Source organism: Escherichia sp. WS547, from assembly GCF_046486065.1.
GTDB lineage: Bacteria > Pseudomonadota > Gammaproteobacteria > Enterobacterales > Enterobacteriaceae > Escherichia > Escherichia coli.
On sequence record NZ_JBJQMA010000015.1, the window covers coordinates 97,946 to 117,955 of the forward strand.

Consider the following 20,010-nt stretch of genomic DNA (forward strand, 5'->3'; position numbering starts at 1 on the left):
CCTCAGCTCATGCTGCCGGGCTTTGTCCCTTTACCAGTTGGCTTAAATTCACCGGCACATTGTTTTCAATGGCGGTGTATAAGCTGTCGTAAACGCCAGCGATTTTTTCGAGATAGTGTTCCAGAACCTGTTCGCGATCGCGGATGTTGACCTTGCCATCAATCATGCCGTCAATGCTCAGTTGCGCCTGCGCAATCCGCTGTTTGTCTTCACCATCTTTTGTTTCGACGTAATACTCGATGGTGTGGCTGTTAAAGCCATCCGCCAGGGTGACGTAAATGCGAAAATGTTCAAAAAGGACGAAACAGAGTTCTTTGTCCGGCGCGCAGCTCATGGCGTGATGCAGGCGCGCTTTCGATAACGTGATCCCCTGAACCAGCGAATTGCAGTAGATGTGCCACTGGTCCTGTAGGCGACGATGCCGCTGTGCGATGTAATCGGCTTTCTCGCTTATTTCCCAAATAGTCATTGTCAGGTTACCCGTTTAACAGAGATGCCAGCTTTAAGCATTTTTTGTGCCAACTTTTAATTTATTGTTATTAAAGCGATTTTTAAGCTAAAGATGAATTTCGTCGCCGTGTCGACGTGTCATTTCGACATCATCGACATTATTCACCGCAGGGATAATCAACACTGGCACAATTATTGCTTGTAGCTGGCAATAGTTAATGGGAGGCGATATGCACGAAATAACCCTCTGCCAACGGGCACTGGAATTGATCGAACAGCAGGCCGCAAAACACGGCGCAAAACGCGTAACTGGGGTCTGGCTCAAAATTGGCGCATTTTCTTGTGTCGAAACCAGCTCTCTTGCCTTTTGTTTTGATCTGGTTTGCCGCGGCAGCGTGGCGGAAGGTTGTAAACTGCACCTCGAAGAACAAGAGGCCGAATGCTGGTGTGAAACATGCCAACAGTATGTGACGCTACTGACCCAGCGCGTCCGCCGCTGTCCACAGTGTCATGGTGACATGCTACAGATTGTGGCAGACGACGGTTTACAGATTCGGCGGATAGAAATAGACCAGGAGTGAGCGATGTGTACAACATGCGGTTGCGGTGAAGGCAACCTGTATATCGAGGGTGATGAACATAACCCTCATTCCGCGTTTCGTAGCGCGCCATTTGCCCCGGCGGCACGCCCGAAGATGAAAATCACCGGCATTAAAACGCCTGAATTTACCCCCAGCCAGACTGAAGAAGGCGACCTGCATTACGGTCATGGCGAAGCGGGCACTCACGCGCCGGGCATGAGCCAGCGTCGGATGCTGGAAGTCGAAATTGACGTGCTGGACAAAAATAACCGTCTGGCTGAACGCAACCGCGCGCGCTTTGCTGCCCGCAAGCAACTGGTGCTCAACCTGGTTTCCAGCCCTGGTTCCGGTAAAACCACCCTGCTGACGGAAACCTTAATGCGCCTGAAAGACAGCGTTCCGTGCGCGGTTATTGAAGGCGATCAGCAAACCGTGAACGATGCCGCACGCATTCGCGCTACCGGCACACCAGCGATTCAGGTGAATACCGGTAAAGGCTGCCATCTTGACGCACAGATGATTGCCGACGCCGCACCGCGCCTGCCACTGGACGATAACGGTATTCTGTTTATCGAAAACGTCGGCAACCTCGTGTGCCCGGCCAGCTTCGATCTCGGTGAAAAACACAAAGTGGCGGTGCTTTCCGTTACCGAAGGTGAAGACAAACCGCTGAAATATCCGCATATGTTTGCCGCAGCTTCGCTGATGCTGCTCAACAAAGTTGACTTGCTGCCGTATCTCAACTTTGACGTTGAGAAGTGCATCGCCTGCGCCCGCGAAGTCAATCCAGAAATTGAAATCATCCTTATTTCCGCCACCAGCGGCGAAGGGATGGACCAGTGGCTGAACTGGCTGGAGACACAGCGATGTGCATAGGCGTTCCCGGCCAGATCCGCACCATTGACGGCAACCAGGCGAAAGTCGACGTCTGCGGCATTCAGCGCGATGTCGATTTAACGTTAGTCGGCAGCTGCGATGAAAACGGTCAGCCGCGCGTGGGCCAGTGGGTACTGGTTCACGTTGGCTTTGCCATGAGCGTAATTAATGAAGCCGAAGCGCGCGACACTCTCGACGCCTTACAAAACATGTTTGACGTTGAGCCGGATGTCGGTGCGCTGTTGTATGGCGAGGAAAAATAATGCGTTTTGTTGATGAATATCGCTCGCCGGAACAGGTGATGCAGTTAATTGAGCATCTGCGCGAACGTGCTTCACATCTCTCTTACACCGCCGAACGCCCTCTGCGGATTATGGAAGTGTGCGGTGGTCATACCCACGCCATTTTTAAATTCGGCCTCGACCAGTTGCTGCCGGAAAACGTTGAGTTTATCCACGGTCCCGGTTGCCCGGTGTGTGTACTGCCGATGGGTAGAATCGACACCTGCGTGGAGATTGCCAGCCATCCGGAAGTCATCTTCTGTACCTTTGGCGACGCCATGCGCGTGCCGGGGAAACAGGGATCGCTGTTGCAGGCAAAAGCACGCGGTGCCGATGTGCGCATCGTTTACTCGCCGATGGATGCGTTGAAACTGGCGCAGGAGAATCCAACCCGCAAAGTGGTGTTCTTCGGCTTAGGTTTTGAAACCACCATGCCGACGACGGCCATCACTCTGCAACAGGCGAAAGCGCGTGATGTGCAGAATTTTTACTTCTTCTGCCAGCATATTACGCTTATCCCGACGCTGCGCAGTTTGCTGGAAGAGCCGGATAACGGTATCGACGCGTTTCTTGCGCCCGGTCACGTTAGTATGGTTATCGGCACTGATGCCTATAATTTTATCGCCAGCGATTTTCATCGTCCGCTGGTGGTCGCTGGTTTCGAACCCCTTGATCTACTGCAAGGCGTGGTCATGCTGGTGGAGCAGAAAATAGCGGCCCACAGCAAGGTAGAGAATCAGTATCGTCGGGTGGTGCCGGATGCCGGTAACCTGCTGGCGCAACAGGCGATTGCCGATGTGTTCTGTGTCAACGGCGACAGCGAATGGCGCGGCTTAGGCGTGATTGAATCTTCTGGTGTACACCTGACGCCGGATTATCAACGATTCGATGCCGAAGCGCATTTCCGCCCGGCACCGCAGCAGGTCTGCGATGACCCGCGCGCACGTTGTGGCGAAGTATTAACGGGCAAATGTAAGCCGCATCAATGCCCGCTGTTTGGTAACACCTGTAATCCTCAAACCGCGTTTGGTGCGCTGATGGTTTCCTCCGAAGGAGCGTGCGCCGCGTGGTATCAGTATCGTCAGCAGGAGAGTGAAGCGTGAATAATATCCAACTCGCCCACGGTAGCGGCGGCCAGGCGATGCAGCAATTAATCAACAGCCTGTTTATGGAAGCCTTTGCCAACCCGTGGCTGGCAGAGCAGGAAGATCAGGCCCGTCTTGATCTGGCGCAGCTGGTAGCGGAAGGCGACCGTCTGGCGTTCTCCACCGACAGTTACGTCATTGACCCGCTGTTCTTTCCTGGCGGTAATATCGGCAAGCTGGCGATTTGCGGCACCGCGAATGACGTAGCGGTCAGTGGCGCTATTCCGCGCTATCTCTCCTGTGGCTTTATCCTCGAAGAAGGATTGCCGATGGAGACACTGAAAGCCGTAGTGACCAGCATGGCAGAAACCGCCCGCGCGGCAGGCATTGCCATCGTCACTGGCGATACTAAAGTGGTGCAGCGCGGCGCGGCAGATAAACTGTTTATCAACACCGCTGGCATGGGCGCAATTCCGGCGAATATTCACTGGGGCGCACAGACGCTAACCGCAGGCGATGTATTGCTGGTTAGCGGTACACTCGGCGACCACGGGGCGACTATCCTTAACCTGCGTGAGCAGCTGGGGCTGGATGGCGAACTGGTCAGCGACTGCGCGGTGCTGACGCCGCTTATTCAGACGCTGCGTGACATTCCCGGCGTGAAAGCGCTGCGTGATGCCACCCGTGGTGGTGTGAACGCGGTAGTTCATGAGTTCGCGGCAGCCTGCGGTTGCGGTATTGAAATTTCAGAAGCGGCACTGCCGGTTAAACCTGCTGTGCGCGGCGTTACCGAACTGCTGGGACTGGACGCCCTTAACTTTGCCAACGAAGGCAAACTGGTGATCGCCGTTGAACGCAACGCGGCAGAGCAAGTGCTGGCAGCGTTACATTCCCATCCACTGGGAAAAGACGCGGCGCTGATTGGTGAAGTGGTGGAACGTAAAGGTGTTCGTCTTGCCGGTCTGTATGGCGTGAAACGAACCCTCGATCTACCGCACGCCGAACCGCTTCCGCGTATATGCTAATAAAATTCTAAATCTCCTATAGTTAGTCAATGACCTTTTGCACCGCTTTGCGGTGCTTTCCTGGAAGAACAAAATGTCATATACACCGATGAGTGATCTCGGACAACAAGGGTTGTTCGACATCACTCGGACACTATTGCAGCAGCCCGATCTGGCCTCGCTGTGTGAGGCTCTTTCGCAACTGGTAAAGCGTTCTGCGCTCGCCGACAACGCGGCTATTGTGTTGTGGCAAGCGCAGACTCAACGTGCGTCTTATTACGCATCGCGTGAAAAAGACACCCCCATTAAATATGAAGACGAAACTGTTCTGGCACACGGTCCGGTACGCAGCATTTTGTCGCGCCCTGATACGCTGCATTGCAGTTACGAAGAATTTTGTGAAACCTGGCCGCAGCTGGCCGCAGGTGGGCTATACCCCAAATTTGGTCACTATTGCCTGATGCCACTGGCGGCGGAAGGGCATATTTTTGGTGGCTGTGAATTTATTCGTTATGACGATCGCCCCTGGAGCGAAAAAGAGTTCAATCGTCTGCAAACATTTACGCAGATCGTTTCTGTCGTCACCGAACAAATCCAGAGCCGCGTCGTCAATAATGTCGACTATGAGTTGTTATGCCGGGAGCGCGATAACTTCCGCATCCTGGTTGCCATTACCAACGCGGTGCTTTCCCGCCTGGATATGGACGAACTGGTCAGCGAAGTCGCCAAAGAAATCCATTACTACTTCGACATTGACGATATCAGCATCGTCTTACGCAGCCACCGTAAAAACAAACTCAACATCTACTCCACTCACTATCTTGATAAACAGCATCCCGCCCACGAACAGAGCGAAGTCGATGAAGCCGGAACCCTCACCGAACGCGTGTTCAAAAGTAAAGAGATGTTGTTGATTAATCTCCACGAGCGGGACGATTTAGCCCCCTATGAACGCATGTTGTTCGACACCTGGGGCAACCAGATTCAAACCTTGTGCCTGTTACCGCTGATGTCTGGCAACACCATGCTGGGCGTGCTGAAACTGGCGCAATGCGAAGAGAAAGTATTTACCACTACCAATCTGAGCTTACTGCGCCAGATTGCCGAACGTGTGGCAATCGCTGTCGATAACGCCCTCGCCTATCAGGAAATTCATCGTCTGAAAGAACGGCTGGTTGATGAAAACCTCGCCCTGACCGAGCAGCTCAACAATGTTGATAGTGAATTTGGCGAGATTATTGGCCGCAGCGAAGCCATGTACAGCGTACTTAAACAAGTTGAAATGGTGGCGCAAAGTGACAGTACCGTGCTGATCCTCGGTGAAACTGGCACGGGTAAAGAGCTGATTGCCCGTGCTATCCATAATCTCAGTGGGCGTAATAATCGCCGCATGGTCAAAATGAACTGCGCGGCAATGCCTGCCGGATTGCTGGAGAGCGATCTGTTTGGTCATGAGCGTGGGGCTTTTACCGGTGCCAGCGCCCAGCGTATCGGTCGTTTTGAACTGGCGGATAAAAGCTCCCTGTTCCTCGACGAAGTGGGCGATATGCCACTGGAGTTACAGCCGAAGTTGCTGCGTGTATTACAGGAACAGGAGTTTGAACGTCTCGGCAGCAACAAAATCATTCAGACGGACGTGCGTCTAATCGCCGCAACTAACCGCGATCTGAAAAAAATGGTCGCCGACCGTGAGTTCCGTAGCGATCTCTATTACCGCCTGAATGTATTCCCGATCCACCTGCCGCCACTACGCGAGCGTCCGGAAGATATTCCGCTGCTGGCGAAAGCCTTTACCTTCAAAATTGCCCGTCGTCTGGGGCGCAATATCGACAGCATTCCTGCGGAGACGCTGCGCACCTTGAGCAACATGGAGTGGCCGGGTAACGTACGCGAACTGGAAAATGTCATTGAGCGCGCGGTATTGCTAACACGCGGCAACGTGCTGCAGCTGTCATTGCCTGATATTGCTTTACCGGAGCCTGAAACGCCGCCTGCCGCAACGGTTGTCGCCCAAGAGGGCGAAGATGAATATCAGTTGATTGTTCGCGTGCTGAAAGAAACCAACGGCGTGGTTGCCGGGCCTAAAGGCGCTGCGCAACGTCTGGGGCTGAAACGCACGACCCTGCTGTCACGGATGAAGCGGCTTGGAATTGATAAATCGGCATTGATTTAGCAGATGTGGTTATACTCGATCAACATTCAATGAAAGGAGGCAGTATGGCAGTTTCAGCAAGAAATCAATTAACCGGAACAGTTAGCGCAGTAGCAATGGGCGCTGTGAATGATGAAGTAGAACTGACGCTGGCAGGTGGTGCAAAGCTGGTGGCAATTGTGACTCACAGCAGCCAGCAAGCGCTGGGTCTGGCGAAAGGGAAAGAAGCGATTGCCCTGATTAAAGCCCCGTGGGTAACGCTGGCAACGGAAGGCTGTGGACTGAAATTCTCTGCTCGCAACCAGTTTGCTGGCAGCGTGTCGACAATCACCGAAGGCGCAGTGAACGCCACTGTCCATATCAAAACGGATGCGGGTTTTGAAATTGTGGCAGTGGTAACAAATGAAAGTCAGGATGAAATGAAACTCACCACTGGCTCGCGCGTTATTGCATTGATCAAAGCATCAGCCATCCTGATTGCCACCAAAGCGTAAACGCCTTATTTGCCGGAGAGTATGGCTCTCCGGCAGATTTATTTCTTTGGACGATATTTTTCTGGCAACTCCGGCACCGGACGCTTGTCATCGATGAGATGACGCACGGTTAAGATCGGATGACGCCACAGCATTCTCGGCCCGGCCCAACGCATAATCTGTTTCATCTCTTCACGCTTTGCAGGCTGGTAACAGTGCACCGGACACTGCTTACAGGCTGGTTTCTCTTCGCCGAACACACATTTATCCAGCCGCTTTTGCGCGTAGGCAAACAGCGCGTCGTAATGCTCCGGCTCCGCTGACGCCTGCGGGCATTTCGCTTGATAAAGATCGATCATTTTTTTAATCGTCAGTTTTTCACGAGAGATACGCTTGCCGGACATGCTGCCTCCATACTCTTAAGGTGTATTTATATTACAACTTAATTTGAAAGGGGACTATGGCTCTGAAGGAGGAGGTTTATTCAACCGACGCAATTTTGCGTACCTGCTTCATAAGCATCACGCAAAAGCTGCAAAACAGCATCTTTCCCGGAATCACCATCAAGAACTCGCCGTTCGCTTCTTCCCCTGAAATGATTAACTCCGGTATCATGTGCGCCTTATGTGATTACAACGAAAATAAAAACCATCACACCTCATTTAATATCAGGGAACCGGACATAACCCCATGAGTGCAATAGAAAATTTCGATGCCCATACGCCCATGATGCAGCAGTATCTCAAGCTGAAAGCCCAGCATCCCGAGATCCTGCTGTTTTACCGGATGGGTGATTTTTATGAACTGTTTTATGACGACGCAAAACGCGCGTCGCAACTGCTGGATATTTCACTGACCAAACGCGGTGCTTCGGCGGGAGAGCCGATCCCGATGGCGGGGATCCCCTACCATGCGGTGGAAAACTACCTCGCCAAACTGGTGAATCAGGGCGAGTCCGTTGCCATCTGCGAACAAATTGGCGATCCAGCGACCAGCAAAGGTCCGGTTGAGCGCAAAGTTGTGCGTATCGTTACGCCGGGCACCATCAGCGATGAAGCGCTGTTGCAGGAGCGTCAGGATAACCTGCTGGCGGCTATCTGGCAGGACAGCAAAGGTTTCGGCTACGCGACGCTGGATATCAGTTCCGGGCGTTTTCGCCTGAGCGAACCGGCTGACCGCGAAACGATGGCGGCAGAGCTGCAACGCACTAATCCGGCAGAGCTGTTGTATGCAGAAAATTTCGCCGAGATGTCGCTGATTGAAGGTCGTCGCGGACTGCGCCGTCGCCCGCTGTGGGAGTTTGAAATCGACACCGCGCGCCAGCAGTTGAATCTGCAATTTGGCACCCGCGATCTGGTCGGTTTTGGCGTCGAGAACGCGCCGCGCGGACTTTGTGCTGCCGGTTGTCTGTTGCAGTATGCGAAAGATACTCAACGCACGACCCTGCCGCATATTCGTTCTATCACCATGGAACGTGAGCAGGACAGCATCATTATGGATGCCGCGACGCGTCGTAACCTGGAAATTACCCAGAACCTGGCGGGCGGTGCGGAAAATACGCTGGCTTCTGTGCTCGACTGCACCGTCACGCCGATGGGCAGCCGTATGCTGAAACGCTGGCTGCATATGCCAGTGCGCGATACCCGCGTCTTGCTTGAGCGCCAGCAAACTATTGGCGCATTGCAGGATTTCACCGCCGAGCTGCAGCCGGTACTGCGTCAGGTCGGCGACCTGGAACGTATTCTGGCGCGTCTGGCTTTACGAACTGCTCGCCCACGCGATCTGGCCCGTATGCGTCACGCTTTCCAGCAACTGCCGGAGCTGCGCGCGCAGTTAGAAAATGTCGATAGCGCTCCGGTACAGGCGCTGCGTGAAAAAATGGGCGAGTTTGCCGAGCTGCGCGATCTGCTGGAGCGAGCAATCATCGACACACCGCCGGTGCTGGTACGCGACGGTGGTGTTATCGCACCGGGCTATAACGAAGAGCTGGATGAGTGGCGCGCGCTGGCTGACGGCGCGACCGATTATCTGGAGCGTCTGGAAGTCCGCGAGCGTGAACGTACTGGCCTGGACACCCTGAAAGTCGGCTTTAACGCGGTTCATGGTTATTACATTCAGATCAGCCGTGGACAAAGCCATCTGGCACCCATCAATTACATGCGTCGCCAGACGCTGAAAAACGCCGAGCGCTACATTATTCCAGAGCTAAAAGAGTACGAAGACAAAGTTCTCACTTCAAAAGGCAAAGCACTGGCACTGGAAAAACAGCTTTATGAAGAGCTGTTCGACCTGCTGTTGCCGCATCTGGAAGCGTTGCAACAGAGCGCGAGCGCACTGGCGGAACTCGACGTGCTGGTGAACCTGGCGGAACGGGCCTATACCCTGAACTACACCTGCCCGACCTTTATTGATAAACCGGGTATTCGCATCACCGAAGGCCGCCATCCGGTGGTTGAACAGGTGCTGAATGAGCCGTTTATCGCCAACCCGCTGAACCTGTCGCCGCAGCGTCGCATGTTGATCATTACCGGTCCGAATATGGGCGGTAAAAGTACCTATATGCGCCAGACCGCACTGATTGCGCTGATGGCCTACATCGGCAGCTATGTACCGGCACAAAAAGTCGAGATTGGACCTATCGATCGCATCTTTACCCGCGTAGGGGCAGCGGATGATCTGGCATCCGGGCGTTCAACCTTTATGGTGGAAATGACCGAAACCGCCAATATTTTACATAACGCCACCGAGTACAGTCTGGTACTGATGGATGAGATTGGGCGCGGGACGTCCACTTACGATGGTCTGTCGCTGGCGTGGGCGTGCGCGGAAAATCTGGCGAATAAGATTAAAGCGTTGACGTTGTTTGCCACCCACTATTTCGAGCTGACCCAGTTACCGGAGAAAATGGAAGGCGTCGCCAACGTGCATCTCGATGCACTGGAGCACGGCGACACCATTGCCTTTATGCACAGCGTGCAGGATGGCGCGGCGAGCAAAAGCTACGGCCTGGCGGTTGCAGCCCTTGCGGGCGTGCCAAAAGAGGTGATCAAACGCGCGCGGCAGAAACTGCGTGAGCTGGAGAGCATTTCGCCGAATGCCGCCGCGACGCAGGTAGATGGCACGCAGATGTCTTTGCTGTCCGTACCAGAAGAAACTTCGCCTGCGGTCGAGGCACTGGAAAACCTCGACCCGGATTCACTGACTCCGCGTCAGGCGCTGGAGTGGATTTATCGCTTGAAGAGTCTGGTGTAATAACAATTCCCGATAGTCTTTTGCTATCGGGAATATTAACGACAACTGACGAATCAAATAAAAACACCCTGTATAATAGGAAATCTTATTTTACAGGGTAAAACCATGCCATCTACACGCTATCAAAAAATTAATGCCCATCACTATCGTTATATATGGGCCGTTGGTGATATTCATGGTGACTATCAATTATTACAATCCCGCTTACATCAACTCTCTTTTTTCCCTGAAACCGACTTACTTATTTCTGTCGGCGATAATATTGATCGTGGGCCGGAGAGTCTTAACGTACTACGCCTGTTAAACCAGCCCTGGTTTACATCGGTTAAAGGCAACCATGAAGCGATGGCGCTTGATGCATTCGAAACTGGCGATGGAAATATGTGGCTTGCCAGCGGCGGCGACTGGTTCTTTGAATTAAATGAGACGGAACAACAAGAAGCAATAAATCTGTTGCTGAAATTTCATCGCCTTCCACATATTATTGAAATCACTAACGACATAATAAAATATGTCATCGCACATGCAGATTATCCGGGGAATGAATATCTCTTTGGCAAAGAAATAGCGGAGAGAGAACTACTCTGGCCTGTTGATCGTGTGCAGAAATCGCTTAATGGCGAGTTACAACAAATAAACGGCGCTGATTATTTTATATTTGGACATATGATGTTTGATAACATTCAGACGTTCGCAAACCAGATTTATATTGATACCGGATCGCCGAAAAGCGGGCGGCTGTCATTTTATAAAATAAAGTAGTCTCATGCTTCTTCTGTGAAGCATGAGTAACCCGGTGTTATTGCAGGCCATTATTCATTTTTCGCTACCAGCAAAGAGAGATCCTGCTTCGCCAGCGCGCGACTGGCACTCTCCGGCAAACCGTCGTCTGTAATAATCTGATCAAACTCGCTTAATGGTAACGCCAGCCATGTCGCCACCTGACCATATTTCGTCGCATCACAGACCAAAACTCGCTGGCGGCTGGCACTGGCAATCGCCCGTTTCACCGTGACTTTATCTTCCGCTGGCGTAGAAATCCCCCGCACACTCCATGACGATGCAGAAATAAAAGCCTGATCAATCATCAGGCTGCGCAGCATGGTCGCAGCGGCTTCCCCGACACAGGAACGGTTTTCCCGACACACTGCACCGCCAGTGTGAATAATTGTGCAATTACTGTTGTCGAGCAAGTAGTCCGCAATAACGAAATCGTTTGTGACCACAGTCAGTGACTCCATGTGAATCAGATGCTGTGCTATCGCTAGCGTGGTCGTTCCCGCATCCAGATAGATACAACTTCCCGGCTGAACAAGACTTGCCGCCAGCTTGCCAATAGCCGCTTTTTGCGTCATTGCCAGCGCAGTTTTTACCTGATGAGAAGGTTCATGCGCCACGCGTCCCGGAGACTGGACGCCTCCGGACACCAGCACAACGGCTCCCTGCTGCTCCAGTTTTTGTAAATCCCGACGAATGGTCATATGTGACACATTCATTCTGTCCGTTAGTTCAGCAATACTGACAATGCCTTTTTCAGCTACCATCTCAAGGATGATTTGGCGACGCTCTACGGGTATCAACTTTTGCTCCTTCCTTTGTCCTGCTGACATTCTACGCTATTTGCCTGCGAAACGTGCGCGGCGCAACTAACGCTTAGTTCACATAAAATAACACACAATGTTAATTTTTGTGAATCAGCTCACCATATCGTTATCTTCCAGCGCCTATATTCACAATATCAAACAAAATATCACTTAAATTAACAAGGAGAGCAGATGAAAACGGGATCTGAGTTTCATGTCGGTATCGTTGGCTTAGGGTCAATGGGAATGGGAGCAGCACTGTCATGTGTCCGCGCAGGTCTTTCTACCTGGGGCGCAGACCTGAACAGCAATGCCTGCGCTACGTTGAAAGAGGCAGGTGCTTGCGGGGTTTCTGATAACGCCGCGACGTTTGCCGAAAAACTGGACGCTCTGCTGGTGCTGGTGGTCAATGCGGCCCAGGTTAAACAGGTGCTGTTTGGTGAAACAGGCGTTGCACAACATCTGAAACCCGGTACGGCAGTAATGGTTTCTTCCACTATCGCTAGTGCTGATGCGCAAGAAATTGCTACCGCTCTGGCTGGATTCGATCTGGAAATGCTGGATGCGCCAGTTTCTGGTGGTGCAGTAAAAGCCGCTAACGGTGAAATGACTGTCATGGCCTCCGGTAGCAATATTGCCTTTGAACGACTGGCACCCGTGCTGGAAGCCGTTGCCGGAAAAGTTTATCGCATAGGTGCAGAACCGGGACTAGGTTCGACCGTAAAAATTATTCACCAGTTGTTAGCGGGCGTACATATTGCTGCCGGAGCCGAAGCGATGGCACTTGCAGCCCGTGCGGGGATCCCGCTGGATGTGATGTATGACGTCGTGACCAATGCCGCCGGAAATTCCTGGATGTTCGAAAACCGGATGCGTCATGTGGTGGATGGCGATTACACCCCGCATTCAGCCGTCGATATTTTTGTTAAGGATCTTGGTCTGGTTGCCGATACAGCCAAAGCCCTGCACTTCCCGCTGCCATTGGCCTCAACAGCATTGAATATGTTCACCAGCGCCAGTAACGCGGGTTACGGGAAAGAAGACGATAGCGCAGTTATCAAGATTTTCTCTGGCATCACTCTACCGGGAGCGAAATCATGATCAAGATTGGCGTTATCGCCGATGATTTTACCGGCGCGACGGATATCGCCAGTTTTCTGGTGGAAAACGGTCTACCAACGGTACAAATTAACGGTGTTCCAACAGGTAAAATGCCGGAAGCAATCGACGCACTGGTGATCAGCCTGAAAACGCGTTCCTGTCCGGTTGTTGAAGCCACACAGCAATCGCTGGCGGCTCTGAGCTGGTTGCAACAGCAAGGTTGCAAACAGATCTATTTCAAATACTGCTCTACTTTCGACAGTACGGCGAAAGGTAATATCGGCCCGGTTACCGATGCATTAATGGATGCTCTCGACACGCCGTTTACGGTCTTCTCTCCGGCCCTGCCGGTCAACGGACGTACGGTTTATCAGGGGTATTTGTTCGTAATGAATCAACTGCTGGCCGAATCTGGGATGCGCCATCACCCGGTAAATCCCATGACCGACAGCTATCTTCCCCGTCTGGTTGAAGCGCAATCCACAGGGCGCTGCGGCGTCGTTTCGGCACATGTTTTCGAACAAGGTGTGGATGCCGTTCGTCAAGAGCTGGCTCGCTTACAGCAAGAGGGCTACCGCTACGCGGTGCTTGATGCGCTGACCGAACACCATCTGGAAATTCAGGGAGAAGCCTTGCGCGATACCCCACTGCTAACGGGCGGTTCTGGTCTGGCGATTGGCCTTGCCCGGCAGTGGGCGCAAGAAAACGGTAACCAGGCTCGCAAAGCAGGGCATCCGCTCGCTGGGCGCGGCGTAGTGCTCTCCGGTTCATGCTCTCAAATGACCAACCGCCAGGTAGCACATTACCGTCAAATTGCACCAGCCCGTGAAGTTGATGTGGCACGCTGCCTCTCAATTGAAACTCTGGCCGCTTATGCACACGAACTGGCAGAGTGGGTTCTGGGCCAGGAAAGTGTACTTGCTCCACTGGTTTTTGCCACCGCCAGCACTGACGCATTGGCAGCAATTCAACAGCAATACGGTGCACATAAAGCCAGTCAGGCAGTAGAAACACTGTTTTCTCAACTAGCGGCGCGGTTAGCAGCGGAAGGCGTGACACGCTTTATTGTCGCAGGCGGTGAGACCTCCGGCGTAGTCACACAGAGCCTGGGAATAAAAGGGTTTCATATTGGCCCAACCATTTCTCCCGGCGTGCCGTGGGTAAACGCACTGGATAAACCTGTCTCACTCGCCCTTAAATCTGGCAACTTCGGTGATGAAGCCTTTTTTTCACGAGCCCAAAGAGAGTTTTTATCATGAGCGATTTCGCAAAAGTAGAGCAGTCTTTGCGAGAGGAGATGACGCGGATTGCCAGTTCATTCTTTCAGCGCGGCTATGCAACCGGTTCGGCTGGCAATTTGTCGCTGCTTTTACCTGACGGGAATTTACTGGCGACACCGACAGGTTCATGCCTGGGCAATCTCGATCCGCAGCGGCTTTCCAAAGTCGCCGCGGATGGCGAATGGTTAAGTGGTGACAAACCCTCGAAAGAGGTGCTCTTTCATCTGGCGCTGTATCGCAACAATCCGCGCTGTAAAGCGGTGGTGCATTTGCACAGCACATGGTCGACGGCGCTTTCCTGCCTGCAAGGGCTGGACAGCAGCAACGTTATTCGTCCGTTCACACCATACGTGGTGATGCGGATGGGAAATGTCCCGCTGGTGCCTTATTACCGACCGGGCGATAAACGCATCGCACAGGATCTGGCGGAACTGGCAGCAGACAATCAGGCTTTTTTACTGGCAAATCATGGCCCAGTGGTTTGCGGTGAAAGCCTGCAAGAAGCCGCCAACAATATGGAAGAGCTGGAGGAAACGGCAAAGCTGATTTTTATTCTCGGTGACCGCCCGATCCGTTATCTGACCGCAGGTGAAATTGCGGAATTAAGGAGTTAATGCAATGCCTCGTTTTGCAGCTAATTTATCCATGATGTTCACCGAAGTGCCTTTTATTGAACGCTTCGCCGCAGCGCGAAAAGCCGGGTTCGATGCTGTGGAATTTCTGTTTCCCTATGACTACTCCACCCTGCAAATCCAAAAGCAACTGGAGCAAAACCATCTGACACTGGCGCTGTTCAATACCGCTCCCGGAGATATTAATGCGGGGGAATGGGGATTATCCGCCCTTCCCGGACGTGAGCACGAAGCACACGCAGACATCGACCTGGCACTGGAATATGCATTGGCGCTCAATTGTGAACAAGTCCATGTGATGGCAGGCGTCGTGCCCGCTGGCGAAGATGCTGAACGGTACAGGGCAGTATTTATCGATAATCTCCGCTACGCTGCCGACCGCTTTGCGCCACACGGCAAGCGAATATTAGTTGAAGCACTCAGCCCCGGCGTTAAGCCTCATTATCTCTTCTCCAGCCAGTATCAGGCACTGGCTATTGTTGAAGAAGTTGCGCGAGATAACGTGTTTATTCAACTAGATACTTTTCATGCGCAAAAAGTAGATGGCAACCTGACGCATTTAATCCGCGACTACGCCGGGAAATATGCGCACGTACAAATTGCCGGACTACCTGATCGACATGAACCGGACGATGGAGAAATCAACTATCCGTGGCTGTTCCGCCTGTTCGATGAGGTGGGATATCAGGGCTGGATCGGTTGTGAATATAAACCTCGTGGCCTCACCGAAGAAGGGCTTGGCTGGTTTGACGCCTGGCGCTAATTCGTTAAATCCCTAATTACAACGTACCCATACATCCCCCCATCTACGGATGGGGTAGGTTAACTATAACTTTCAGACAGGGTTTCCCATGTCCACAATTACATTGTTATGCATTGCGTTAACTGGCGTAATCATGCTGTTGCTGCTGGTCATCAAGGCAAAGGTACAACCATTCGTTGCTCTGCTCCTCGTCAGCCTGTTAGTCGCACTTGCGGCGGGTATACCGGCGGGCGAAGTGGGTAAAGTGATGATCGCCGGGATGGGCGGTGTGCTTGGTTCCGTCACTATTATTATTGGTCTGGGCGCTATGCTGGGGCGTATGATCGAACACTCTGGTGGTGCAGAGTCACTGGCTAATTATTTCAGTCGCAAGTTAGGTGACAAACGAACTATCGCTGCGCTGACTCTGGCAGCGTTCTTCCTCGGTATTCCCGTCTTCTTTGATGTCGGCTTTATTATTCTTGCGCCAATCATTTACGGTTTTGCCAAGGTTGCCAAAATATCGCCACTCAAATTTGGCCTGCCTGTCGCTGGAATCATGCTAACTGTTCATGTGGCGGTACCGCCGCATCCAGGCCCTGTCGCCGCAGCGGGGTTACTCCACGCAGACATCGGCTGGCTAACCATCATCGGTATTGCGATTTCTATTCCCGTAGGGATTGTTGGCTACTTTGCAGCGAAAATAATCAATAAGTGCCAATATGCGATGTCGGTGGAAGTACTGGAACAGATGCAACTGGCTCCGGCCAGTGAGGAAGGCGCGACAAAATTAAGCGATAAAATAAATCCACCGGGCGTCGCGCTGGTCACCTCGCTAATTGTTATTCCTATCGCGATTATCATGGCGGGTACGGTTTCCGCAACACTGATGCCGCCTTCGCATCCCCTGCTTGGTACGCTACAGCTGATCGGCTCACCAATGGTAGCTCTAATGATTGCGCTGGTGCTGGCATTCTGGTTATTGGCTTTACGTCGCGGCTGGAGCTTACAACACACCAGCGACATTATGGGCTCAGCCCTTCCCACCGCGGCGGTAGTGATTTTGGTTACTGGTGCTGGAGGGGTATTTGGCAAAGTGCTGGTGGAATCGGGCGTCGGCAAAGCCCTTGCCAACATGCTACAAATGATTGACCTGCCTCTGTTACCAGCCGCATTTATTATTTCACTGGCGCTGCGTGCATCGCAGGGGTCAGCAACCGTAGCAATCCTGACAACCGGCGGGTTACTCTCAGAAGCGGTGATGGGATTGAATCCGATTCAGTGCGTATTGGTGACGCTGGCAGCCTGCTTTGGTGGGCTTGGCGCGTCACATATTAATGACTCAGGGTTCTGGATTGTGACCAAATATCTGGGGTTATCGGTAGCAGACGGTCTGAAAACCTGGACAGTGTTAACGACCATTCTCGGTTTTACCGGATTCTTAATTACCTGGTGCGTATGGGCGGTAATTTGACCTTAATAAAAAGGTCCGATGGGCATCGGACCTTTTATTTAGCGCTTACCTTCCGCCAGCAGCGGCGGGATGCTCGGCACCATCGGCGCGTCATCAATATCTTTCTGTGTCATGCGGAACGCTTCGGGATAATGTTCGCGGCTGGTGCGGCGTAGCGGTTCGGTATCGCGCCAGGTATAGAGGCAATGCTGGCACTGGTAGACCGTCCAGACATCTTTTACCGGCGATTTCGCCATCACTTCAATCTGTTCATCAGCACAACGTGGACAAATCATCTTGTTCTCCTTATTTACGTGCGGCCAGCATAGCGGTCAGTTTTTCAGCCCAGGCTTTGGTTTCCGGTAAATCCACCACCGGCTGGCTGTAGTGACCACGGTTGTCCGGGGCGACAGGCGTGGTGGCGTCGATAATCAGCTTGTCGGTGATACCGGCCGGGCTTGAGCCGGGGTCGAGTTCCAGCACGGACATATTCGGCAACTGCACCAAATCCCCTGCCGGGTTCACTTTCGAAGAGAGCGCCCACATCACCTGCGGCAGGTTGAACGGATCAACGTCTTCATCGACCATAATCACCATCTTCACGTAGCCCAGACCGTGTGGCGTGGTCATCGCACGCAGGCCCACCGCGCGGGCAAAGCCACCGTAGCGTTTTTTGGTGGAGATAATCGCCAGCAGGCCGTGGGTGTACATGGCGTTCACCGCCTGCACTTCCGGGAACTCGGCTTTCAGTTGCTGATACAGCGGCACGCAGGTGGCTGGCCCCATCAGGTAGTCGATTTCTGTCCACGGCATGCCGAGGTACAGCGATTCGAAAATCGGCCTGGTGCGGTAAGAGACTTTATCGATACGCACCACGGTCATGTTACGCCCGCCGGAGTAGTGCCCGGTAAACTCACCGAACGGCCCTTCGATTTCGCGTTTACGACTTTCGATGACCCCTTCGAGGATCACTTCTGAACCCCACGGCACATCAAAACCAGTCAGCGGGGCGGTGGCGATCGGGTACGGGCTTTCACGCAGCGCGCCTGCCATTTCGTACTCGGACTGATCATATTTCAGCGGCGTGGCCCCCATCAGCGTGATGATCGGATCGTTACCCAAGGTGATGGCAATCGGCAGATCTTCACCGCGTTCTTCCGCTTTATGCAGATGCAGGGCGATATCGTGCATCGGCACCGGTTGCAGGCCGAGTTTACGTTTGCCCTTCACTTCCATACGATAGATACCGACGTTCTGCTTGCCGAAGTTATCCGGGTCGAGCGGATCGCGGGAAACCACGCACGCTTTGTCGAGATAGAAACCGCCATCGCCATCGTTTAAACGAAACAGCGGCAGGATATCGAACAGGTTGATCTCGTCGCCATCGACGGTGTTCTGCGCCCAGGCTGGATTGGCGCGGCGCTCCGGGGCAATCGGGAAGTTATCCCAGCGGCGGATAAACTCATCAATCTGCTTTTTGACCGGGGTGTTTGGCGGCAGGCCGAGGGAAATCGCGTGGTTCTGCCAGGAACCGATGGTATTCATCGCCACACGGGCATCGGTAAAGCCGCGAATATTGTCAAACCACAGCGCGGGCGCGCCGTCGCCGATACGCCCGGTGGCGTTAGCTGCTGCTGCCAGATCCGGTTCCGCGTTCACCTCTTCGCTGATTTTCAGTAACTGTCCGTGGTCATCAAGCGCCTGTAAAAAGCTGCGTAAATCATCAAATGCCATTATTCATTCTCCTGAGAAAAATTCCGGACCTGCGGCAATCCTTGCCAGCGCCTGGCGTGGGGATGTTCGAGGCCAAATTGATCCAGCACGCGGGCTACCACGTGGTGGACAATGTCATCTACCGTTTCGGGATGGTTATAAAAGGCAGGCATCGGCGGCACCATCGCCACGCCCATGCGTGAAAGTGCGAGCATATTTTCGAGATGGATGGTGCTAAGCGGCATTTCACGCGGCACCAGCACTAGTTTGCGGCCTTCTTTGAGCACGACGTCCGCCGCGCGCCCTACCAGGCCATCGGCGTAACCGACACGGATACCGGCGAGCGTTTTCATACTGCACGGAATAACGATCATGCCGTCGGTACGAAAGGAACCTGAGGAGATGGTCGCCGCCTGATCCGCCGGGTTATGACTGAAGTCTGCGAGGGCAGCAACATCGCGAGCGCTGTAAGGCGTTTCCAGTTCAATGGTGGTTTTCGCCCACTTCGACATCACCAGATGAGTCTCGACATTCGGCATCTCCCGCAGCGCTTGCAGTAATGCCACCCCAAGAGGCGCACCGGTAGCCCCTGTCATCCCGACGATCAGTCTCATTGTTTATTCTCTTAATTGTTCGTATACGAACGTTATTATTAAAATACGCCTCTGTTTTCATCGCGGCAAGCACTGAAAAGTAACAACATCTTCTTCGTCACTGAAAAACCGCTATGATAGCGGCAGATAGTTTGCCCGGAGTTTACATGGCGTTACGAAATAAAGCGTTCCATCAGTTACGACAGCTTTTTCAGCAGCACACGGCTCGCTGGCAGCACGAGTTACCTGACCTCACCAAACCACAGTACGCGGTGATGCGCGCCATTGCTGATAAGCCTGGTATCGAACAGGTGGCACTGATAGAAGCAGCAGTCAGCACCAAAGCAACGCTGGCAGAAATGTTGGCAAGAATGGAAAATCGTGGCTTAGTCAGACGTGAACATGACGCCGCTGACAAGCGGCGTCGCTTTGTCTGGCTGACTGCCGAAGGAGAAAAGGTACTTGCTGCGGCGATCCCCATTGGTGACAGTGTGGATGAGGAATTTTTGGGGCGTTTGAGTGCAGAAGAGAAGGAGCTGTTTATGCAGTTGGTGCGCAAGATGATGAGCAAATAGGATGCTGATTGCCGGGTAGGACGCTGACGAGTCTTATCCAGGCGACAAAACACACCGACTTCCCAAACAAAAGAATAAATATCCTCCGGCATAGCCGGAGGTTTTTCAAATGCGCCTATAAGGCTCTCTTACCAGCCGCGCCCTAACAGGCGCACACGATCTGACATTTGCATCCAACTTCGTT

Annotated in this window: 22 protein-coding genes; 15 read left to right on the top strand and 7 right to left on the bottom strand. The window is 53.0% G+C overall.

The window, feature by feature from the left end; genetic code table 11:
• Positions 1–7: 7 nt before the first annotated feature.
• On the bottom strand, positions 8–469 hold the full coding sequence (gene hycA / locus ACJHWK_RS14735; protein WP_000158056.1) for a formate hydrogenlyase regulator HycA: 462 nt from the start codon (positions 467–469) through the stop codon (positions 8–10).
• Between the two features lie 211 nt (positions 470–680).
• Between hycA and hypA the strand changes: the two genes are divergently transcribed.
• From hypA to ACJHWK_RS14770, 7 genes are all read left to right on the top strand, one after another.
• On the top strand, positions 681–1,031 hold the full coding sequence (gene hypA / locus ACJHWK_RS14740; protein ID WP_001299100.1) for a hydrogenase maturation nickel metallochaperone HypA: 351 nt from the start codon (positions 681–683) through the stop codon (positions 1,029–1,031).
• A gap of 3 nt (positions 1,032–1,034) precedes the next feature.
• A complete protein-coding gene (hypB, locus tag ACJHWK_RS14745) occupies positions 1,035–1,907 on the top strand; it encodes a hydrogenase nickel incorporation protein HypB (protein WP_000337682.1) in 873 nt (290 codons plus the stop codon).
• Complete coding sequence (hypC, locus tag ACJHWK_RS14750) at positions 1,898–2,170, top strand: hydrogenase 3 maturation protein HypC (RefSeq protein ID WP_000334881.1); 273 nt, start codon at positions 1,898–1,900, stop codon at positions 2,168–2,170. The genes hypB and hypC overlap by 10 nt, the downstream gene beginning before the upstream one ends.
• A complete protein-coding gene (gene hypD, locus ACJHWK_RS14755) occupies positions 2,170–3,291 on the top strand; it encodes a hydrogenase formation protein HypD (RefSeq protein WP_001212997.1) in 1,122 nt (373 codons plus the stop codon). Before hypC ends, hypD begins: the two co-directional genes overlap by 1 nt.
• Positions 3,288–4,298 carry a hydrogenase maturation carbamoyl dehydratase HypE gene (gene hypE / locus ACJHWK_RS14760; RefSeq protein ID WP_001521142.1) on the top strand — a complete coding sequence of 337 codons (1,011 nt, stop codon included), beginning with the start codon at positions 3,288–3,290 and terminating at the stop codon, positions 4,296–4,298. Before hypD ends, hypE begins: the two co-directional genes overlap by 4 nt.
• 73 nt (positions 4,299–4,371) lie before the next feature.
• Positions 4,372–6,450: a formate hydrogenlyase transcriptional activator FlhA gene (gene flhA / locus ACJHWK_RS14765; RefSeq protein WP_021523231.1), complete on the top strand. Its 2,079-nt coding sequence runs from the start codon at positions 4,372–4,374 to the stop codon at positions 6,448–6,450.
• A gap of 44 nt (positions 6,451–6,494) precedes the next feature.
• On the top strand, positions 6,495–6,923 hold the full coding sequence (locus ACJHWK_RS14770) for a molybdopterin-binding protein (RefSeq protein ID WP_001521144.1): 429 nt from the start codon (positions 6,495–6,497) through the stop codon (positions 6,921–6,923).
• Between the two features lie 38 nt (positions 6,924–6,961).
• Here ACJHWK_RS14770 and ACJHWK_RS14775 read toward each other — a convergent pair whose 3' ends face one another.
• Both ACJHWK_RS14775 and ACJHWK_RS14780 read right to left on the bottom strand, forming a co-directional pair.
• On the bottom strand, positions 6,962–7,306 hold the full coding sequence (locus ACJHWK_RS14775) for a nitrous oxide-stimulated promoter family protein (RefSeq protein WP_000015479.1): 345 nt from the start codon (positions 7,304–7,306) through the stop codon (positions 6,962–6,964).
• A 76-nt stretch (positions 7,307–7,382) separates the two neighbouring features.
• Positions 7,383–7,517, bottom strand: a complete 135-nt coding sequence (locus ACJHWK_RS14780; protein ID WP_000611937.1) for a hypothetical protein — start codon at positions 7,515–7,517, stop codon at positions 7,383–7,385.
• Between the two features lie 75 nt (positions 7,518–7,592).
• On the opposite strand from ACJHWK_RS14780, the gene mutS reads away from it, so the two are divergent.
• A complete protein-coding gene (mutS, locus tag ACJHWK_RS14785) occupies positions 7,593–10,154 on the top strand; it encodes a DNA mismatch repair protein MutS (RefSeq protein WP_001272917.1) in 2,562 nt (853 codons plus the stop codon).
• A 105-nt stretch (positions 10,155–10,259) separates the two neighbouring features.
• Positions 10,260–10,916, top strand: a complete 657-nt coding sequence (gene pphB / locus ACJHWK_RS14790) for a protein-serine/threonine phosphatase (RefSeq protein ID WP_001141345.1) — start codon at positions 10,260–10,262, stop codon at positions 10,914–10,916.
• A gap of 50 nt (positions 10,917–10,966) precedes the next feature.
• Here the strand turns inward: pphB and ygbI are convergent, their stop codons facing one another.
• Positions 10,967–11,734, bottom strand: coding sequence for a DNA-binding transcriptional repressor YgbI (ygbI, locus tag ACJHWK_RS14795; protein ID WP_001295181.1), 768 nt, complete (start codon positions 11,732–11,734; stop codon positions 10,967–10,969).
• 195 nt (positions 11,735–11,929) lie between these two features.
• Between ygbI and ltnD the strand changes: the two genes are divergently transcribed.
• From ltnD to ACJHWK_RS14820, 5 genes are all read left to right on the top strand, one after another.
• Positions 11,930–12,838, top strand: coding sequence for an L-threonate dehydrogenase (ltnD, locus tag ACJHWK_RS14800; protein ID WP_000847993.1), 909 nt, complete (start codon positions 11,930–11,932; stop codon positions 12,836–12,838).
• Positions 12,835–14,097 carry a 3-oxo-tetronate kinase gene (otnK, locus tag ACJHWK_RS14805; RefSeq protein WP_170886087.1) on the top strand — a complete coding sequence of 421 codons (1,263 nt, stop codon included), beginning with the start codon at positions 12,835–12,837 and terminating at the stop codon, positions 14,095–14,097. Before ltnD ends, otnK begins: the two co-directional genes overlap by 4 nt.
• Positions 14,094–14,732, top strand: a complete 639-nt coding sequence (locus tag ACJHWK_RS14810; protein ID WP_001278994.1) for an aldolase — start codon at positions 14,094–14,096, stop codon at positions 14,730–14,732. Before otnK ends, ACJHWK_RS14810 begins: the two co-directional genes overlap by 4 nt.
• A gap of 4 nt (positions 14,733–14,736) precedes the next feature.
• Positions 14,737–15,513 (top strand): HPr family phosphocarrier protein, encoded by a 777-nt coding sequence (locus tag ACJHWK_RS14815; protein WP_001136925.1) that lies wholly within the window; start codon positions 14,737–14,739, stop codon positions 15,511–15,513.
• An 88-nt stretch (positions 15,514–15,601) separates the two neighbouring features.
• The gene (locus tag ACJHWK_RS14820; RefSeq protein WP_000104455.1) at positions 15,602–16,966 is read left to right on the top strand and encodes a GntP family transporter; all 1,365 of its coding nucleotides are present in this window, start codon (positions 15,602–15,604) and stop codon (positions 16,964–16,966) included.
• A 38-nt stretch (positions 16,967–17,004) separates the two neighbouring features.
• Here the strand turns inward: ACJHWK_RS14820 and ACJHWK_RS14825 are convergent, their stop codons facing one another.
• From ACJHWK_RS14825 to ACJHWK_RS14835, 3 genes are read right to left on the bottom strand one after another with little or no spacing between them, the layout of a single operon-like run.
• Positions 17,005–17,241: a non-oxidative hydroxyarylic acid decarboxylases subunit D gene (locus ACJHWK_RS14825; RefSeq protein WP_000562982.1), complete on the bottom strand. Its 237-nt coding sequence runs from the start codon at positions 17,239–17,241 to the stop codon at positions 17,005–17,007.
• A gap of 10 nt (positions 17,242–17,251) precedes the next feature.
• Entirely contained in the window at positions 17,252–18,679 is a 1,428-nt protein-coding gene (locus ACJHWK_RS14830) for a non-oxidative hydroxyarylic acid decarboxylases subunit C (protein ID WP_000863205.1), read from the bottom strand.
• Complete coding sequence (locus ACJHWK_RS14835; protein ID WP_001521150.1) at positions 18,679–19,272, bottom strand: non-oxidative hydroxyarylic acid decarboxylases subunit B; 594 nt, start codon at positions 19,270–19,272, stop codon at positions 18,679–18,681. The genes ACJHWK_RS14830 and ACJHWK_RS14835 overlap by 1 nt, the downstream gene beginning before the upstream one ends.
• A gap of 146 nt (positions 19,273–19,418) precedes the next feature.
• On the opposite strand from ACJHWK_RS14835, the gene ACJHWK_RS14840 reads away from it, so the two are divergent.
• Positions 19,419–19,826: a MarR family winged helix-turn-helix transcriptional regulator gene (locus ACJHWK_RS14840; protein ID WP_001521151.1), complete on the top strand. Its 408-nt coding sequence runs from the start codon at positions 19,419–19,421 to the stop codon at positions 19,824–19,826.
• Positions 19,827–20,010 lie beyond the last annotated feature (184 nt).

Bases quoted from the DNA above. Each gene is read 5' to 3' on its own strand.
- ACJHWK_RS14835 (WP_001521150.1), bottom strand. From the start codon at position 19,272: ATGAGACTGATCGTCGGGATGACAGGGGCTACCGGTGCGCCTCTTGGG.
- hypC (WP_000334881.1), top strand. From the start codon at position 1,898: ATGTGCATAGGCGTTCCCGGCCAGATCCGCACCATTGACGGCAACCAG.
- ACJHWK_RS14810 (WP_001278994.1), top strand. From the start codon at position 14,094: ATGAGCGATTTCGCAAAAGTAGAGCAGTCTTTGCGAGAGGAGATGACG.
- ltnD (WP_000847993.1), top strand. From the start codon at position 11,930: ATGAAAACGGGATCTGAGTTTCATGTCGGTATCGTTGGCTTAGGGTCA.
- ACJHWK_RS14840 (WP_001521151.1), top strand. From the start codon at position 19,419: ATGGCGTTACGAAATAAAGCGTTCCATCAGTTACGACAGCTTTTTCAG.
- ACJHWK_RS14825 (WP_000562982.1), bottom strand. From the start codon at position 17,241: ATGATTTGTCCACGTTGTGCTGATGAACAGATTGAAGTGATGGCGAAA.
- pphB (WP_001141345.1), top strand. From the start codon at position 10,260: ATGCCATCTACACGCTATCAAAAAATTAATGCCCATCACTATCGTTAT.
- ACJHWK_RS14780 (WP_000611937.1), bottom strand. From the start codon at position 7,517: ATGATACCGGAGTTAATCATTTCAGGGGAAGAAGCGAACGGCGAGTTC.
- ACJHWK_RS14815 (WP_001136925.1), top strand. From the start codon at position 14,737: ATGCCTCGTTTTGCAGCTAATTTATCCATGATGTTCACCGAAGTGCCT.
- ACJHWK_RS14775 (WP_000015479.1), bottom strand. From the start codon at position 7,306: ATGTCCGGCAAGCGTATCTCTCGTGAAAAACTGACGATTAAAAAAATG.
- hypB (WP_000337682.1), top strand. From the start codon at position 1,035: ATGTGTACAACATGCGGTTGCGGTGAAGGCAACCTGTATATCGAGGGT.
- flhA (WP_021523231.1), top strand. From the start codon at position 4,372: ATGTCATATACACCGATGAGTGATCTCGGACAACAAGGGTTGTTCGAC.
- hypA (WP_001299100.1), top strand. From the start codon at position 681: ATGCACGAAATAACCCTCTGCCAACGGGCACTGGAATTGATCGAACAG.
- ACJHWK_RS14830 (WP_000863205.1), bottom strand. From the start codon at position 18,679: ATGGCATTTGATGATTTACGCAGCTTTTTACAGGCGCTTGATGACCAC.
- ACJHWK_RS14820 (WP_000104455.1), top strand. From the start codon at position 15,602: ATGTCCACAATTACATTGTTATGCATTGCGTTAACTGGCGTAATCATG.
- mutS (WP_001272917.1), top strand. From the start codon at position 7,593: ATGAGTGCAATAGAAAATTTCGATGCCCATACGCCCATGATGCAGCAG.
- ACJHWK_RS14770 (WP_001521144.1), top strand. From the start codon at position 6,495: ATGGCAGTTTCAGCAAGAAATCAATTAACCGGAACAGTTAGCGCAGTA.
- hycA (WP_000158056.1), bottom strand. From the start codon at position 469: ATGACTATTTGGGAAATAAGCGAGAAAGCCGATTACATCGCACAGCGG.
- otnK (WP_170886087.1), top strand. From the start codon at position 12,835: ATGATCAAGATTGGCGTTATCGCCGATGATTTTACCGGCGCGACGGAT.
- hypD (WP_001212997.1), top strand. From the start codon at position 2,170: ATGCGTTTTGTTGATGAATATCGCTCGCCGGAACAGGTGATGCAGTTA.